Here is a 16,298-nt window from a genome sequence, read left to right as displayed (position 1 = left end):
AATCTGAAAAAAATCTCTTGAAAAGCAAACAGCGATCCCTATCTAAGGATTACGCGATGCCGAATTCGGGTCGCGGAGACAAAAAAACTTGCTGATCTGTTTTCAGGAGATTTGAATCATGAGTACTGCATTTTCCATGGCACCACTGTTCCGTTCCTCGGTTGGCTTCGACCGTTTCAATGACCTGTTCGAAACCGCCCTGCGCAACGAGCCAGGCAGCACCTACCCACCTTATAACGTGGAAAAGCACGGCGACGACCAATACCGCATCGTCGTAGCGGCCGCCGGCTTCCAGGAAGAAGACCTGGAGCTGCAAGTGGAAAAAGGTGTGCTGACCATCAGTGGGGGCGGCAAACGTGAAGTGAACGAGGGCGTCACTTACCTGTACCAGGGTATCGCACAGCGGGCCTTCAAACTGTCCTTCCGCCTGGCGGACCATATCCAGATCAAGGCCGCCGACCTGAGCAACGGTTTGTTGAGTATCGACCTGTTGCGGGTGATTCCCGAAGAAGACAAAGCCAAGCGCATCCCGATCAACGGGACACAAAAACCGGCTCTGCAGCATTGAGTCGGACCGGGCAGGGTTGTCTGAGGACGACTTGACCGGCTGAAGCAAAAGACCCCGACTTGTCGGGGTCTTTTTTTTTCGGGGCCGGTTCCTGCGATCAGGTCCACCCATACCGGACCAGATGAAAGAAAATCGGCGCGGCAAAACACACCGAATCCAGGCGATCGAGCATGCCACCATGACCTTCGATCATATGCCCCCAGTCCTTCACGCCACGGTCGCGCTTGATCGCCGACATCACGATGCCACCGGCGAATCCCAGCAGGTTGATCAGCAGGGCGATGAGCAGCGACTGCCAGGCAGTGAACGGCGTGATCCACCACAAGGCGCAGCCGATCAGTGAGGCCAGCAGGATGCCGCCGACAAAACCTTCCACGGTCTTGGACGGCGACAGGTTCGGCGCAATCTTGCGTTTGCCGAACAATTTGCCGCACACGTACTGCAGCACATCCGACATCTGCACCACGATCACCAGATAGGCGATCAACAGCAGGTTTCGCCCCTCATAACCGGCGATGTCCAGGGTCAGCAGGGCGGGTACATGGGATACGCAGAACACCGCAATCATCAGGCCCCACTGGACTTTCGAGGCTCGCTCGAGGAAGTGCGTACTGTCGCCGCCCAGGGACGCCAGGATCGGCAGCAGCAGGAATACGTAGACTGGAATGAAGATCGAGAACAGCCCGTACCAGTCGTAGTAAATCAGCAGGTACTGCAGCGGCAGGGCCAGGTAGAAGGCCGCGACCAAAGCCGGATAGTCGCTGCGGCGAGTGGGCGTGAGCGTCATGAATTCGCGCAGGGCGTAGAAGGACACCGTGTAGAACAGCACGATCACGGCGGTGGTGCCGAGCAAAAAGGCGATCCCGATGACCAGTACCATCACCCACCAGGCGTTGATCCGTGCGTTGAGGTTGTCGATCACCGGGTTGGGGCTGCCGTGGCTGCGGCGCTTGAGCACGAAACCAATTGCCGAGGCCAGCAATAGAAACGCGCCAATCGCTCCAAACAACATCAAGGTCTGTCTATCCATGTCAGGCATGCTCTCCGGCCAGGCTCAGTAGCGCTTCGCGACTGCGTTCGAGAAAGTGCGTCTTGCTTTCATCTTCGTCCAGGGTCAACGCGGCGCCAAAGCTGATGGTGCATAAAAGCGGCAGCGGCAGGACCCGCCCCTTGGGCATGACGCGGTTGAGGTTGGCGATCCACACCGGGATCAACTGCGCCTGGGGATATTGCCTTGCCAGGTGGTAAAGCCCGCTCTTGAACGGCAATAAACCCTCATCGGGGTTACGCGTGCCTTCGGGAAAAATGATCAGCGAGTCGCCGTTTTCCAGGGCATCGAGCATCGGTTGCAAGGGATTGTCGGCGGGTTCCTTGCGTTCACGGTCAACCAGTACGCCGTTGAACACCTGGTTGATGATGTAGCGCCGCAACGGGCTTTTCAGCCAGTAGTCCGAGCCTGCCACGGGCCGGGTGATGGTGCGCAGGGTCGGCGGCAGCGAGGCCCACAGCAGGACGAAATCGCCATGGCTGCTGTGGTTGGCAAAGTAGATACGCTGTACAGGTTCCGGTGCGCAGCCGAGCCACAGGCTGCGCGCGCCGGTCAGTATGCGCGCGGCCGAGGTGATGAGGGTGGCAACCACGGGTTCGAGCATGGGAACTCCTTATCCGGCAAAGTTCAGCCAAGGGTCGGCCAGAATGAAAAACAGGGTCAACAGCACCTGTGCCGCCACCAGCAGCGCCTGGTTGCGCAACAGCTTCAGGGCGCCGGTGATACGTTCGCTCCAGGGGCGCCCGCCATGCTCGGCGGGCTGCAGATTCAGCGTTGTCAGGGCTTGATCCAGGGACAGGGTGTGCTCCGGAAGGTTTTCAGCTCGCTCGGCAAGGCGTTGGAACAGATCGGCATCGAATGCCACCCGCAGCGCCCAGTATTTTTGCCCCAGGCCGAGCAACAGCAGCCCACCGCTGCAGGTCGCGCTCCAGAACCCCTGGCCGTCCAGGAGGGACTGGCTCAGGCCGAACAAGGCGCCCAACAAGGTAAGCCCGTTGGACAGTCGATCCAGCATGTCGCCACGACGCAACAGACTGGCTGTCACCTGTAATTGCATATCAATGGACACCGCGTGCCTCCATGTGGGTCGCCAGCGGCTCTAGCGCCTCTCGGTGAAAGGACCCCAGGACAATTCCCGGGCGCGCGCGCTGGATCAACAAAAAGGCTTCGGCGACACTACTGGCCCTCCCGGTGTGCAACAGCCAGGCGGCTACGGCCGTGGCGCTGCGCGAATAGCCCAAGGCGCAACAGACCAGGAGCGGTCCGTGCTGGCGCAGGCTTTCGATGGCCAGTGCGGCTTCCCGGCATTGCGCGGTGGTGGGGGCGGTCAAATCCAGGACAGGCAGTGTGCGGTAGGCGACAGTCCCCGGATCAAGCGACAGCTCGGCGCACAGATCGAACACTGCGGTAAAGGTGCTGCCCTTGAGTTCCCGACGGGTCGGTATGCGCCCGAGCCAGACGTCATCGAGCACTTGGTCGGGCTGCGGATTGTTGCGGGTCCACAGGCGCGAGTTGAGCCAGGCGGCAGCCACGTAGGGCGTCAGCAACCAGCGCGCGGCGGGGGACAGGCGTCCATCGGCACGCTTTTGAAAACCTCCTGCGTCGAGTACGGCGTAATTGAGCGATACCAACAGCAAGGCCATCGCCGGCCAAGCCAGCCACAGCCAGGCTCCCCCTAAGTAGAAGGCCGGGGCGGCGAACACGGCAGCTCCCGACAGGTAATACAACGCCAGTCTCCAGCGTTTTTTTACGGCCGCCAGCCGGGCACCGTGCAGAGGCCCTGGTCCCTCCAGCGGCCATAGCCAGACACACAGCCAGCCCAGCAGCGCTCCGCTTGGCAGATCAATGAAGTGGTGCTGGTAAGTGGTCAGCACCGAGAGCCCGATCAGGGTAAACCAGACATGCATCAATCCGCGCCACAGGCCCTGCAAGTGCTTGTGATAGCAGGTCCACAGGATGACCAACAGCGCAATGTGCAGCGATGGCGCCTGATTGAACGGCTTGTCGAAACCGGCCAGTACGTCGAACAGCCAACCAAATACACCGTCCAGTTCCGGTCGGGCGAAGGTGAAGCGCAACGGCCAGATCAGAAAGCAACTGACCGCAATGAGTTGCGCGGTCAACAGGCGCAAGGCGTGCCGCTTGAGTTCTTCGCGACTGTTGGGCAACAACAGGGACAACCCGTACAGCAAGTCGATAGACCAGTACGGGACGATGCTCCAGGCCCAGAACGGCATGTGGTTTTCCCAGCCGAACACCAGGCTGCCAACATCGTCGCGCTGGGTGGTGAACCAGGTGGCGAAACCGTAGGTGCCGAAGAACAACGGCGCCAGGAGCAGCAGCCAGAGCACCGCAGGTTTGAGCAGACCAGGCTCGCGTGCCGTCGTTGCACTGCGCAGCATCAAGACACCCGTTGCGCGAGAGCCACGCTGAAAATACCCCATTCGTCGACGCGCATGCCGACCTTGCGAAAGCCGGCCACCTCCACCAGTTGGTCCATTTCCGCCTGGGTGCGTCGGCGCATGACCCAGGCCTGGCCTTCACGGTGGCTGGTCAAGGCTCGGGCGATCAGTTCCAGTTGCGGGTGCCAGGGTTGGCCGGTGTAGACCAGGTATCCGCCAGGTTCCACCGCGTCCCCCAAGCCCGCCAGGGAAGCACTGACCATCTGATTGTCGGCGAACAGCTCGTACAGTCCGGAGACCACCGCCAGGCTAGGTTTGGGATCCAGCGCGGCCAGGTCGGCACGGTCGAAGGCGTCGCCCTTGACGAACCGAGCGATCCCTTCCAGGCCTTTTTCGCGGATCAACGCGCTTCCGTCACGCACGTTGATGTCGCTGTAGTCGCGCAACAGGATCGATTCGGGAAGCGGGCTGACGCCCTGCAAGGCTTCGAGAATGTAGCGCCCGTGTCCGGCGGCGATGTCGACGATGCGCACTTCGCGGCCCTGGTCGCGTAATTGCTGCATCGCCAGGCGCAGCAGTTCTTCGACGTGCAGCTTGCGTTGGCGAATGCCGCGCCAGCCGATGGAGTCGAGGTAGTTGCGATCGATCATGCGGCCGACAGCCGACGTGCCCGTGGGGGTGTTGCGATAGACGTAGTCCAGTGTGCTGCCGGAGTCGAAACCGGTGTCGAAGCCTAGCTTGATCCCGGACGACAATTGGCTGCCCAGGCGCATGCTGGCGCGGGTCATGCGCCAATACAGATCGCGCAGGGAGTTGCGCGGCAGCGGCGCGGCCAATGATTCGGATTCGGCGCAAGTCAGGCCCAGTCGATCGGCGGCCAGCAAGCCAGGGCGTTCAATGGGTTGCGCGAAGTTCTGCAGGATGAAGCGTCGTGCGCTGGCGACGGCGTGTCCACGGTTCTTTTCACCCAAGGTGTCGTGGAAGAACCCCGGCAGCACATGTTTTTCCTTGTGCAGAGTGCCCAGGCGCTCGAAAAACTGTTCCTGGGGTTGGCGATGCACGACGAAGTCGGCCCCGGAGATCAACAACTGAGTGGGTATCATTATGGCCTGGGCATCGGCCACCACGCGATCGGCGGCCTCGTACAGGCCGAGCAGGACATTCACTGAAATGGCCTTGGTGATCAGCGGGTCGTTGTCGTAGCTGGCGACGCGCTGCGGGTCATGGCTGAGAAAGCGCGCCTTGACGTAGCTGTTGACGAAAAAGTTACCGCGCCACCGGCGCATCAGTGCCAAGCCCTGGCGAGCGAAGGGCACATAGAGCTTGACCTTGAACGCCGGAGACGCCAGCACCAGCGCCCGTATGTGCGGTGCGTAATCGTGGGCCCAAGTGGCGACGATCACTGCGCCGACGCTCTGGGCGATCACCGCGAGGTTTTCCTCAAGGATCTGGTAGGACGCGCTCAGGTGCTCGCAGAAGGTCTGCACGTCCCGCACGCTGGTGGCAAAGCTGGGGCTGTCGCCCCGAGCGCCCGGTGAAAGGCCATGGCCCCGGGCATCCCAGGCGAAAAAATCGAAGCCGGGCAGGTCCAGCTCATCCACCAGGTGGGCAATACGCCCGGAATGCTCGTGGCCGCGGTGGAACAGCAGTACGGCCTTGCGTGGGGTTCCCGGTTCTGGGGTGCCGGGCCAGTGGCGGTAAAACAATTGCACACCGTCGTGGGTGGTGAAGGTCTGTTCCTGTGCTTCGCGCATTGCCATTTCCTTAGGCTGAAGAGCTGTCGATTTGTGCTTCCCTGAGGCCCTGGCGGACCCGGTTGACCAAGGTAAAAGCCAGCAGCATCGCGATGATCGCGAACACCGCGTTGATCCAGAATGGGCTGATCCAGCCCGGTACGATGCCGGCGGCCACGACCCCCAGCACGAAAGCCCGGTCACTTTTGCCCATGGGCCCGTCATAGCGCCGCGAAGCACCAACCATCGGCCCCAGCACGCCGCTGTACTCGCTGAACAAGGCGAGCAAGGTCACCAGCAGCACCAGCCACAGGCTGACGCCGGGCAGCAGGGCAAAGGGCAGGATCAAGGCGCAGTCGGCGGTGATATCGCACAACTCGTTGAGATAGGCCCCCAAGTGCGACTGCTGGCCGAACTCTCGAGCCAGCATGCCGTCGATGGCGTTGAGCGCCATGCGCACCAGCATCCAGATCGGCACCAGCACGAATATCCAGGGGTGATGCACGAAACCGGCGATCAGCACGCCCACCAGGATTGAGCCGATGCCGGCGATCAAAGTGATCTGGTTGGCGGTGGTGCCCTTGGCGAACAAGCGCCGGACCAGGGGGCGCAGGAGATTTTGGAATGCGGGTTTGATCTGGTAGATGCTGGGCACGTTGGTGAGGTCTCGGGAGAGGCGGTTTGGTTACTGAGTGTAGATGGCATCCGGGGATGGATTTGGCGACAGTGCCTGGAATGCTGAAAGCGTGATTTGTCGCGATAAAGGCCAATCAGGGATTCGTCCAAGGCGTGGCCAGTGACAGCTTGATGAGGTAGCGCTCTTCGGTGGGGTGCCTGTAATCCTTGAAGCGATTGACCACTAGCATCACTTGGTACTGGGTGCCCGCGTGCCAGTAGGATTTTCCACCTTTGTTTACATCACGCAGTTGAGCACGCCATTGCGGGGTGTCGGCGAACGAGGGGAAGTCCTTGACCCGGATGGGTGTCCAGCCAGCATTGCGCCATTGCTCCTGCAGATCCAGCACGACCTTGAGGGTATCGTCGAGTAGCAGGGGTTCGATTTGCGGGGACATATTGACACCGTTGATTGACTCGTCACGGTTGAACGTAACCGTGAAGTAGCGAGCCAGCGGAGTTATGAACCCATATTGAGGACCGATGAAACGAAGGCGGGCATCCGACTTAGGCAAACGACCCCAAAAATGGCCAGGAATAGCTGGATCAATGGTTGCACTGGATCGACGGCGCATATCCTCCCAAGGCTCGCCAATCAATAGGGCGATTTCGGGCTCTTCCGACAGGACCTCAATCGACGCAAGCGTCAGGAGGGCCGCGACGGCCAGCGCCAACACGCCGCGTCGCCAGCCTATACGTTGCAGCAGGCTCATCGCACGCCACCACCCAGGGCAATATCCCGAATCGAATGCTCAAGCAGCTTGCGCTGGTCGCTGTGCAGCAGATCGTCAAACTGCTTCGCGGCCCTCAGCACGAAGGGCATACGCTGATTGATATCGGCCAGGTTGGCATTGAGGTTGTTGCTGAAACCAATGGTGCGTCCGTCGTCCACGCGGCGGCACTGACTGGCGAGGGACAGCTCGACGGCTTCGGCGGCGCCGGACGGGATACCGATGACGTAGGAAAAATGGTTACTGCGCAACAGTGAGTTGAGCCGCCAGTCGCTGTACATCGCCGGTTGCAGAATATTCCGTTGCTCGTGCCAGGCTAGATGCTCAACGCTTTCGGCGATATAACCGGCCTCAATCGCCTCGAAGGCCAGGAGAATTTCCTTGTGGTCAATCCCGAATTCCAGCGTTTCCTGTCCGACCGGCCACAGCACCGGATGTTGGCCATTCCCATAAATGTTGCTACGTGATTCCAGGCAATCCCTCAGCGCTTCCAATCCCCGCTCCTGGTAGAACACATGCAACGGATACACATCCAGGAACAGCGTGGTATTACCCATCGCCAGCATCTCGTACACAAACCGGTACATCCGTTGCGAGTATGACAAGGGAAGGTCGGCACCCCATTGGGTGAAGCCCCACACCGGGTTGTCCCGGTTGGCCTCTTCGTACTCGCGTTGACGCTGCTCAAACGCCCGAATGGTCGCGCGCTTTTCCCGCTCACTGGGGCTGAGCAAACCTCTCAATCCTTGTCTGGCACTGTCCCTCAGTTGCTGTATCGTTTCCTCTTCCGTCTGAATTTTCTCGATCGTGTCAGCCGCGTGCAGCAAGCCACAGCCCACCTGCTTGGAGGCGAAGGCTGCCAACCCGGCCCACTGGAATCGCGGATCGTGGCGCCACAGCTGGGCGTAGGCCGCATTGATCGCCTTGTTGCGCGCCTTCGGGTCGGCGATCAACTTGCCGCCGGGTGCCACGACGTTTTCGACCCTTTGCTGGTAGCCGCGCCACAGGTTTTCACAAATCGTCCCTGGCCGTTCGCTGAGCGTCGGTGTGGGCGCCCGCGCTGAAGTGGAAGTGGAAGTGGAAGTGGATTGTCGCGGCGCGACCGGGTTGTTGGGAGCAACGGGCGCGGCTTCCTGTTGAGGGGCGCTCCTCAAGGCTTGCGGCGCAGCACCCTGTCTGGATTCATAGGTGGCGGTGGTAAACGAGGGGATAAGCCCGGCCTTGCAGGGACAGCCGCTGCGGCTGTCCAGCGAGCCCGCCACCAGGCCCCCGTGACTGCCAAAGAACGCGATGCCACCCTCGATTTCGTAGGTTTCATCATTTTTGCCACAGGACACCGGGTCCCCTGCGCGAGCATGGGCGAAGCCAAACATCATGACGCGGGTATCGGCGTCCAGCACCTCGCCACCACAGCTGGTCTTGTCACCCTTGCGAATGAAATATCCCTTAGCCATAGCTGCAACTCCTTGTCTGTTGACCATCAAATTGCGCCTGCCTCCGAAGGATTGGAGACAGGGCAAAGTGCAGAGCAAGGGTTCTATACGAAGCTGTCAGGCGTAAATCAGACGTTTCCGGAATGTATGTAGGAAAGGGGGATTGAATCGAAGGTGGGGATTTTTGTAGGAGCGAGCATGCTCGCGATGAACCTGAGAGCGCCACGGGGTGTCAGGTTTCCCGCATCATCGTTGACGACCATCGTCGGAACGCCGCCCGGAGCATGCTCGCTCCTACAACAGAAGCTTTTGCAGTTCCTCCACCGGCAGCGGCCGGCTATGCAGGTACCCCTGATAGAGATGGCAGCCCAGCCCCTGCAGGAATTCCAGCTGTTCCGAGGTCTCCACCCCTTCGGCGATGATTTTCAGCCCGAGGCTGCGGGCCATGGCGACGATGGCGCGGATGATCTCGGCGTCGTTGGGGTCGGTGGTAGCGTCGCGAATGAATGACTGGTCGATTTTCAGGGTGTCGACCGGCAGGCGCTTGAGGTAGGTCAGCGAGGAATAACCGGTGCCGAAATCGTCCATGGCAAAGCTCACGCCGAGCTTTTTCAGGCGCAGCATCTTGTTGATGGTGTCTTCCAGGTTCTGGATGACGATGCCTTCGGTGATTTCCAGTTTCAGCAGCGAACTGGGCAGGCCGTAGGTGGCGAGGCTGTTTTCGATGCGCTCGACGAAGTCATTCTGGCGGAACTGGCGCGGGCTGATGTTGACGCATAGGCTGAATTTCAGCGGGTCCACCCGGCCATCGGCGATCAGTTGCCTGAAGGCCTGGCAGGCTTCGTCGACGATCCAGGTGCCAACTTCCAGGATTAACCCGCTGTCTTCCAGCACCTTGATGAACTCGGTGGGCGACTGCGCGCCGAGCTCCGGATGGTTCCAGCGCACCAGCGCTTCGGCACCGACAATGCGGTTATCCCGGGCGTCCACCTGGGGTTGGTAATGCACGCGAAATTCACCGCGCGAAAGCGCCAGGCGCAAATCGGTTTCCATGCGCAGGCGCTCGCTCGCCGCTTTCTGCATGGTGTTGTGGTACATCTGCGCGGTATTGCGTCCTGAATCCTTGGCGCGATACAGGGCGATATCGGCACGCTTTAGCAGGTCGGTCGGCGTGGACCCATGGTCGGGAATCAACGCAATGCCGATACTCGGTGTCACCTGCAGGCGCTGACCGTCGAGGAACATCGGTTCAGACAGCAGCTCACGAATGGTATCGGCCAGTTCGCAGACCTGAGCGCTGACCTCGTTGCGCGAGCCTTCGAGGCCGCTGAGCAGCACCACGAATTCATCGCCGCCCAGGCGCGCGACGGTGTCTTCCATGCGCACGCTGGCTTCCAGGCGTGCGGTGATGATTTTCAGCACCGTATCGCCCACCGGATGACCGAGGGAATCGTTGATGTGCTTGAAGTGGTCGAGGTCGAGGAACATCAAGGCGCCGCGCAGGTTGTGGCGCTTGAGCAGGGCGATCTGCTGGCTCAGGCGATCCATCAGCAGTGCGCGGTTGGGCAGGTTGGTCAGCGGGTCGTGGTAGGCCAGGTGGCGGATCTGCGCCTCGGCATTTTTCAGCAGGCTGACGTCCCGCGCGGTCAATAGTAGGCACGCGGTTTCGTTGAGGGTGATCGGCTCTACCGACACTTCTACCGTCAGCAATTCGCCGCGCTTGTTGCGCCCGAGCATTTCCTGGTGATGTACCCGGCCCTTGATCTGCAGTTCGGCCAGCAACGCCGAGCGTTGTTTTTCTTCGGCCCAGATTCCTACCTGATACACGGTACGGCCGATCACTTCATCGGCACGGTAGCCGGTCAGGCGGCAAAAGCCGTCGTTGACCTCCAGATAGCGTCCGGTATCGCGTTCGGTGATGGTGATGGCGTCGGGGCTTGAGTGGAAGGCCTTGGCGAACTTCTCTTCGCTGGCCTTGAGCGCCGCTTCCGAGCGTTGCTGCTGGGTGATGTCGCGCAAGGTGGTGACGATGCAGGGCTGTTCGCTGACGCTGATCTGACGGCTGGAAATCACGCAAGTCAGCGACTGCCCATCCTTGTGCTGGACGAGGATTGCCACATTGTTCAGGCCTTGTTCGCGGATCACCTGTTCGATCCGCTGCAGGCTTTTTGCCGAAGCGTCCCACAGGCCGATTTCGTCGGCACTGCGGCCGATCACGTCGGCGGCGCTCCAGCCAAAGGTCTGGGTGAAGCTGGAGTTGATCTCGATGAATTGCCCGGTGTCCTGGCGCGTCACGCAGATCGGGTCCGGGCTGACCTGGAACAGGGTAGCGAATTTCTCTTCGGAAGCTATCAGGCGCTGTTCGCGCTCGACCTGGTCGGTGATGTCGAGCAAGGTGCCGGCCATGCGCAGGGGGACACCGTTTTCATCGCGGTAGAGGCGGGCGCGGCTCTCCAGGTAGCGAGAGCTGCCATCCGGCATTTGCACCCGATAGGTCAGCTGATAGTTGCCGGCGGGGCCTTCGCGCAGGCTGCGGTAGGCATCGCGCATGGTGTCGCGTTCTTCGCCGGGCACGCCTTCGAAAAAGTCGTCGAAGGATTCATGGAATGGAATGGGCTCCATGCCGTGTAACTGGGCGGCGCGCGCCGAGCCATACAGCATGCCGCTGGGGATGTGCCAGTCCCAGGTGCCCAGTTGTGCCGAGTCCAGGGCCAGGTCGAGGCGCTCCTGGCTGTCTTTGAGGGCGTGTTCGGCCGCTTTGCGTTCGGTGGTGTCGAGGAAAGTGCTCAGCAGGTAGGGCTGGCCTTCGAGTTCGACCTTTTGCGCACTGAGGATGCCATCGTGGACCTGCCCGTTGCTGGCGCGAAACTGCACCTCCATATTGGTCAGCTCGCCCTTGGCCTTGGTCGCCTTGACCAGTTGCGCGCGTTGCTCGGGGTGCACCCAGAGGCCCAGTTCCAGCGTGGTGCGGCCGATCGCGTCCTGCACCGGCCAGCCGAACAGGCTTTCGAAATACTGGTTGGCTTCGGTGATCAGGCCGTCTTCCTGGCGCGTCAGCAGGACCATGTTCGGACACAAGTGAAACAGCGTCGCGAAGCGTTTTTCCGAACTGCTCAGCGCCTGTTCGCGCAGACGCTGGTGGGTGATTTCGCGGATCACGCCAATCATTCGGGGACGGCCGAGCTTGTCCGGCAGCAGGCTGCCGCTGATCTCCAGCCAATGCAGGCTGCCGTCGGGCCAGCGAACGCGGTGGTGCATCGCTTGCTCGAGCGGTGCGCCTGCGATCACGGCATGGAAGGCGCGAAGGGTCTTTGCCCGATCTTCGGCAGGCAACAAGTCGAGGTATTCCAGGTCGGCCGGCAACGGTTGCCGGGGGTCGAAGCCAAACAGCGCCTGCGTGCCCCGGGACCAACTGATCTGCCCACGCTCGATATCCCAATACCACGCGCCCAGCCGCGCGCCATTGAGCGCGGCCAGCAATTGCGAGGCACTTTCCCAGCTTTGTTCGGAGCTTTTCGGGTCAAGCGCCTGGATGCGCGGCATCGGCGGAATACGGTCAACAGATTTCGGCATTGGCAAGCCTTGAGCTGAATTGGGTCTCGGGTACAGAAATTCGGGCTCTATAGGAGTAGCACAAGTTAGCCTTGAGTCCCTGGCAGATCGATCTGGGCATCCAGTAAGGCCATGAAGGCCCGCGCTGCATTCGATAGCGTCCTTTCTGTGTGCAGGATATAGCCTAGCTGGCGAGTCAGTTGTATGCCCGGTAAAGGTATTCGCGCAACCTGGTCGTCGAGCATGGTGCGTGGCAAGACACTCCAGGCCAGGCCGATCGACACCATCATCTTGATGGTTTCGAGGTAATTGGTACTCATGGCGATGTTCGGCGTCAGGCCTTGGGCCTCGAACAGGCGTTGGACAATGTGATGGGTGAACGTGTTGCCGCCGGGGAACACCGCCGGGTGTCGGGCGATGTCCGCGAGGCTGACCTTGCCGTTGCCGAGCAACGAATGCTCCGGGGCGACCACAAAGTCCAGCGGGTCGTCCCACACCGGTGTGGCCTTGACCAGGGCATGGGGCTCCGGCGCCAGGGTGATGACCGCCAGTTCAGCCCGACCATGGAGGATTTCTTCGTAGGCCACTTCCGAATCGAGAAACTGGATATCCAGCGCCACCTCGGGATAACGCCGAGTGAACTCTCTCAATAAAGGCGGCAAACGGTGCAGGCCGATATGGTGACTGGTGGCCAAGGTCAGACGACCGGTCACCTCCCCGGTGAGGTTGGTCAGGGCGCGGCGCGTATCATCAAGGACATTCAGGATCTGATAGGCCCGGGGCAGCAGGGCGCGGCCGGCCTCGGTCAGGCCGACTTCGCGGCCCAGCCGATCGAACAGGCGCACCTTCAATTGCTGCTCCAGGCCAGCGATGCGCTTGCTGATCGCCGGTTGGGTCAGATGCAGTCGCTCGCCGGCGCCGGAGAAGCTTCCGGTCTCGGCGATGGCAATAAAGGCATTGAGATTGGCGAGGTCCATTGCTGTATTCCAGTTGGTTATCCAAAGCATAAAAAATATGAATTTGAGTTATTTAATCTAACCCCATAGGATCAGCCTCACAAGCCAAAGGGTTATTGAACCACTCAAGACCCAGGGCATAGAAACAAGCTGATGAGGAAACCGTCTGATGGCCGGCAAAACGCTCTACGACAAGCTCTGGGATTCGCATTTGGTCAAACAGCGCGACGATGGCTCGGCGCTGATCTATATCGATCGTCACATCATCCACGAAGTGACTTCGCCGCAAGCTTTCGAAGGGCTGCGACTGGCCGGGCGCAAGCCATGGCGCATCGATGCCAACATCGCGACCCCGGACCACAACGTACCGACCACCCCGGAGCGCAAGGGCGGCATCGCAGCCATTGCCGACCAGGTCTCGCGTTTGCAGGTCCAGACCCTCGACGATAACTGCGATGAATACGGCATCGTCGAATTCAAGATGAATGACGTCCGCCAAGGCATCGTCCACGTCATCGGCCCGGAGCAGGGCGCTACTTTGCCGGGCATGACCGTGGTCTGCGGCGACTCCCATACCTCGACCCACGGCGCGTTCGGTGCCCTGGCCCATGGTATCGGCACTTCCGAGGTCGAGCACGTGCTCGCCACCCAGTGCCTGGTCGCCAAGAAAATGAAGAACATGCTGGTTCGCGTCGAAGGCCAATTGCCGTTTGGCGTGACTGCCAAGGACATCGTGCTCGCCGTGATTGGCAAGATCGGTACCGCCGGTGGTAACGGCCACGCCATCGAATTCGCCGGCAGCGCGATTCGCGACCTGTCCGTTGAAGGCCGCATGACCATCTGCAACATGTCCATCGAGGCCGGTGCTCGCGTTGGCCTGGTAGCCGCCGATGAAAAAACCGTGGCTTACGTGAAGGGCCGTCCATTCGCCCCGAAAGGCGCGGAATGGGATTTGGCCGTCGAAGCCTGGAAAGACCTGGTATCCGATGCCGACGCGGTGTTCGACACGGTTGTCGAACTCGACGCGACCCAGATCAAGCCGCAAGTCAGCTGGGGCACTTCGCCCGAGATGGTCCTGGCGGTCGACCAGCACGTTCCGGATCCTGCGAAGGAAATGGACCTGGTCAAGCGCGGTTCCATCGAGCGCGCCCTGAAGTACATGGGTTTGACCGCCAATCAGGCGATCACCGACATTCAGTTGGACCGTGTGTTCATCGGCTCCTGCACCAACTCGCGGATCGAAGACCTGCGCGCAGCGGCGGTGATCGCCAAGGGCCGCAAGGTGGCCTCCACCATCAAGCAGGCCATCGTGGTGCCGGGTTCGGGCCTGGTGAAAGCACAGGCCGAATCGGAAGGCCTGGACAAGATTTTCCTCGAAGCCGGTTTCGAATGGCGCGAGCCGGGTTGCTCGATGTGCCTGGCGATGAACCCGGACCGCTTGGAGTCTGGCGAGCATTGCGCTTCCACGTCGAACCGCAACTTCGAAGGCCGCCAGGGTGCCGGTGGTCGTACCCACCTCGTGAGCCCGGCCATGGCCGCCGCCGCCGCGGTGAACGGTCGTTTCGTCGACGTCCGTGAATTGATCTAAAGGAGCGCAGCATGAAAGCTTTTACCCAGCACACTGGACTTGTCGCGCCTCTGGATCGTGCCAACGTCGACACCGACCAGATTATCCCGAAGCAATTCTTGAAGTCGATCAAGCGCACCGGTTTCGGTCCGAACCTGTTCGACGAATGGCGTTACCTGGACGTGGGTCAGCCCTATCAGGACAACTCCAAGCGCCCATTGAACAAGGACTTCGTCCTCAACGCCGAGCGTTACCAAGGCGCCAGCGTGCTGCTGGCCCGCGAGAACTTTGGCTGCGGCTCCAGCCGCGAGCACGCGCCATGGGCGCTGGAAGAGTACGGTTTCCGCAGCATCATCGCGCCGAGCTATGCCGACATTTTCTTCAACAACAGCTTCAAGAACGGCTTGCTGCCGATCATCTTGAGCGACGCTGAAGTCGACGAGCTGTTCCAGCAGGTCGAGGCCAACCCGGGCTACCAGCTGCAGATCGACCTGCAGGCCCAGACTGTGACCCGCCCGGACGGCAAAGTGCTGAGCTTTGAAATCGACGCGTTCCGCAAGCACTGCCTGCTCAATGGCCTGGACGATATCGGTTTGACCTTGCAAGACGGTGATGCGATCGCGGCGTTCGAGGCCAAGCACCGGGCGAGCCAGCCGTGGTTGTTTCGCGACGCTTGATTTTGCGTAGGACGTGATGACGCCTTCGCGAGCAGGCTCGCTCCCACATTTGAAATGCATTCCACTGTGGGAGCGAGCCTGCTCGCGAAGAGGCCCGAACAAACACCACAAGACTCAACCCCAAAAAGGAAGTCCCCCATGACCAGCACCGCCCAGCACAGCCAGGTAGTCCAAAAGCAATTCGGTGAACAGGCCGCGGCCTACCTGAGCAGCGCCGTACACGCTCAAGGCACCGAATTTGCGCTGCTACAGGCCGAACTGGCGGGGCAGGGCGAGGCGCGGGTCCTGGACCTGGGCTGCGGTGCCGGTCACGTGAGTTTTCAGGTGGCCTCGCTGGTCAAGGAAGTGGTGGCCTACGACCTGTCGCAGCAAATGCTCGACGTGGTCGCCGCCGCCGCCATTGATCGGGGTTTGAACAATGTGACCACGGTCAACGGCGCCGCCGAGCGACTGCCGTTCGCCGATGGCGAGTTCGATTTCGTTTTCAGCCGCTATTCGGCGCACCATTGGAGCGATCTCGGCCTGGCCTTGCGGGAAGTGCGCCGGGTGCTGAAACCGGGTGGCGTAGCGGCTTTCATCGACGTGTTGTCACCAGGCAGCCCATTGTTCGACACTTACCTGCAAAGCGTCGAAGTGCTGCGCGACACCAGCCATGTGCGCGACTATAGCGCCGGTGAGTGGTTGCGCCAGGTCAGTGAGGCGGGGCTGCATACCCGCAGCACCAGCCGCCAGCGGCTGCGATTGGAGTACAGCTCCTGGGTCGAGCGCATGCGCACGCCACAGGTGATGCGCGCGGCGATCCGCGAGTTGCAGCAGTCGATGGGTAACGAAGTGCGCGAATATTTTGAGATTGAAGCCGATGGATCGTTCAGTACCGATGTGTTGGTGCTGATGGCTGAAAGATAAGCGACTAACAGACTTTTTCCGGGAGCGCCCGAGGGCGCACCGACTGATGA

General features: G+C 60.8%; 14 protein-coding genes. 4 read left to right on the top strand and 10 right to left on the bottom strand.

The genetic code is table 11. The features are described from left to right. Positions 1-118: 118 nt before the first annotated feature. Positions 119-568 carry an Hsp20 family protein gene (locus PSUM_RS27770; RefSeq protein ID WP_020795502.1) on the top strand — a complete coding sequence of 150 codons (450 nt, stop codon included), beginning with the start codon at positions 119-121 and terminating at the stop codon, positions 566-568. A 97-nt stretch (positions 569-665) separates the two neighbouring features. Here PSUM_RS27770 and PSUM_RS27765 read toward each other — a convergent pair whose 3' ends face one another. The 10 genes from PSUM_RS27765 to PSUM_RS27720 form a co-directional block, all read right to left on the bottom strand. Next, positions 666-1,598, bottom strand: coding sequence for a phosphatidate cytidylyltransferase (locus PSUM_RS27765; protein ID WP_033041346.1), 933 nt, complete (start codon positions 1,596-1,598; stop codon positions 666-668). A gap of 1 nt (position 1,599) precedes the next feature. Next, positions 1,600-2,220 carry a lysophospholipid acyltransferase family protein gene (locus tag PSUM_RS27760; protein ID WP_020795500.1) on the bottom strand — a complete coding sequence of 207 codons (621 nt, stop codon included), beginning with the start codon at positions 2,218-2,220 and terminating at the stop codon, positions 1,600-1,602. A 9-nt stretch (positions 2,221-2,229) separates the two neighbouring features. Beyond that, positions 2,230-2,685 (bottom strand): hypothetical protein, encoded by a 456-nt coding sequence (locus tag PSUM_RS27755; protein ID WP_033042383.1) that lies wholly within the window; start codon positions 2,683-2,685, stop codon positions 2,230-2,232. After that, entirely contained in the window at positions 2,675-4,018 is a 1,344-nt protein-coding gene (locus PSUM_RS27750) for a phosphatase PAP2/dual specificity phosphatase family protein (protein ID WP_020795498.1), read from the bottom strand. The genes PSUM_RS27755 and PSUM_RS27750 overlap by 11 nt, the downstream gene beginning before the upstream one ends. Continuing rightward, the gene (locus PSUM_RS27745) at positions 4,018-5,772 is read right to left on the bottom strand and encodes a bifunctional alpha/beta hydrolase/class I SAM-dependent methyltransferase (protein WP_083349502.1); all 1,755 of its coding nucleotides are present in this window, start codon (positions 5,770-5,772) and stop codon (positions 4,018-4,020) included. The genes PSUM_RS27750 and PSUM_RS27745 overlap by 1 nt, the downstream gene beginning before the upstream one ends. 10 nt (positions 5,773-5,782) lie before the next feature. Further along, positions 5,783-6,406, bottom strand: a complete 624-nt coding sequence (locus PSUM_RS27740; protein ID WP_083349501.1) for a CDP-alcohol phosphatidyltransferase family protein — start codon at positions 6,404-6,406, stop codon at positions 5,783-5,785. Between the two features lie 115 nt (positions 6,407-6,521). After that, positions 6,522-7,139 carry a hypothetical protein gene (locus tag PSUM_RS27735; protein ID WP_083349500.1) on the bottom strand — a complete coding sequence of 206 codons (618 nt, stop codon included), beginning with the start codon at positions 7,137-7,139 and terminating at the stop codon, positions 6,522-6,524. Then, positions 7,136-8,611, bottom strand: a complete 1,476-nt coding sequence (locus tag PSUM_RS27730; RefSeq protein ID WP_020795494.1) for a PAAR domain-containing protein — start codon at positions 8,609-8,611, stop codon at positions 7,136-7,138. Before PSUM_RS27730 ends, PSUM_RS27735 begins: the two co-directional genes overlap by 4 nt. 273 nt (positions 8,612-8,884) lie before the next feature. Further along, the gene (locus PSUM_RS27725; protein ID WP_020795492.1) at positions 8,885-12,163 is read right to left on the bottom strand and encodes a PAS domain S-box protein; all 3,279 of its coding nucleotides are present in this window, start codon (positions 12,161-12,163) and stop codon (positions 8,885-8,887) included. Positions 12,164-12,228: 65 nt separating this feature from the next. After that, positions 12,229-13,119, bottom strand: a complete 891-nt coding sequence (locus PSUM_RS27720; protein WP_020795491.1) for a LysR family transcriptional regulator — start codon at positions 13,117-13,119, stop codon at positions 12,229-12,231. 148 nt (positions 13,120-13,267) lie between these two features. Here PSUM_RS27720 and leuC point away from each other — a divergent pair, with 148 nt between their 5' ends. The 3 genes from leuC (at position 13,268) to PSUM_RS27705 (ending at position 16,248) form a co-directional block, all read left to right on the top strand. Continuing rightward, a complete protein-coding gene (leuC, locus tag PSUM_RS27715) occupies positions 13,268-14,686 on the top strand; it encodes a 3-isopropylmalate dehydratase large subunit (RefSeq protein ID WP_020795490.1) in 1,419 nt (472 codons plus the stop codon). Positions 14,687-14,697: 11 nt separating this feature from the next. Continuing rightward, positions 14,698-15,342 (top strand): 3-isopropylmalate dehydratase small subunit, encoded by a 645-nt coding sequence (gene leuD, locus PSUM_RS27710; RefSeq protein WP_008056361.1) that lies wholly within the window; start codon positions 14,698-14,700, stop codon positions 15,340-15,342. Positions 15,343-15,480: 138 nt separating this feature from the next. Further along, entirely contained in the window at positions 15,481-16,248 is a 768-nt protein-coding gene (locus PSUM_RS27705; RefSeq protein ID WP_083349499.1) for a class I SAM-dependent methyltransferase, read from the top strand. Positions 16,249-16,298: the final 50 nt, after the last annotated feature.

This window comes from Pseudomonas umsongensis, from assembly GCF_002236105.1.
GTDB lineage: Bacteria > Pseudomonadota > Gammaproteobacteria > Pseudomonadales > Pseudomonadaceae > Aquipseudomonas > Aquipseudomonas umsongensis.
Note: the sequence above shows the minus strand (reverse complement) of the source record. Positions and strands in the feature narration are given on the sequence as shown.

Bases quoted from the DNA above. Each gene is read 5' to 3' on its own strand.
- PSUM_RS27705 (WP_083349499.1), top strand. From the start codon at position 15,481: ATGACCAGCACCGCCCAGCACAGCCAGGTAGTCCAAAAGCAATTCGGT.
- PSUM_RS27750 (WP_020795498.1), bottom strand. From the start codon at position 4,018: ATGCTGCGCAGTGCAACGACGGCACGCGAGCCTGGTCTGCTCAAACCT.
- PSUM_RS27730 (WP_020795494.1), bottom strand. From the start codon at position 8,611: ATGGCTAAGGGATATTTCATTCGCAAGGGTGACAAGACCAGCTGTGGT.
- PSUM_RS27760 (WP_020795500.1), bottom strand. From the start codon at position 2,220: ATGCTCGAACCCGTGGTTGCCACCCTCATCACCTCGGCCGCGCGCATA.
- PSUM_RS27720 (WP_020795491.1), bottom strand. From the start codon at position 13,119: ATGGACCTCGCCAATCTCAATGCCTTTATTGCCATCGCCGAGACCGGA.
- PSUM_RS27725 (WP_020795492.1), bottom strand. From the start codon at position 12,163: ATGCCGAAATCTGTTGACCGTATTCCGCCGATGCCGCGCATCCAGGCG.
- leuD (WP_008056361.1), top strand. From the start codon at position 14,698: ATGAAAGCTTTTACCCAGCACACTGGACTTGTCGCGCCTCTGGATCGT.
- PSUM_RS27735 (WP_083349500.1), bottom strand. From the start codon at position 7,139: ATGAGCCTGCTGCAACGTATAGGCTGGCGACGCGGCGTGTTGGCGCTG.
- PSUM_RS27765 (WP_033041346.1), bottom strand. From the start codon at position 1,598: ATGGATAGACAGACCTTGATGTTGTTTGGAGCGATTGGCGCGTTTCTA.
- PSUM_RS27745 (WP_083349502.1), bottom strand. From the start codon at position 5,772: ATGCGCGAAGCACAGGAACAGACCTTCACCACCCACGACGGTGTGCAA.
- leuC (WP_020795490.1), top strand. From the start codon at position 13,268: ATGGCCGGCAAAACGCTCTACGACAAGCTCTGGGATTCGCATTTGGTC.
- PSUM_RS27770 (WP_020795502.1), top strand. From the start codon at position 119: ATGAGTACTGCATTTTCCATGGCACCACTGTTCCGTTCCTCGGTTGGC.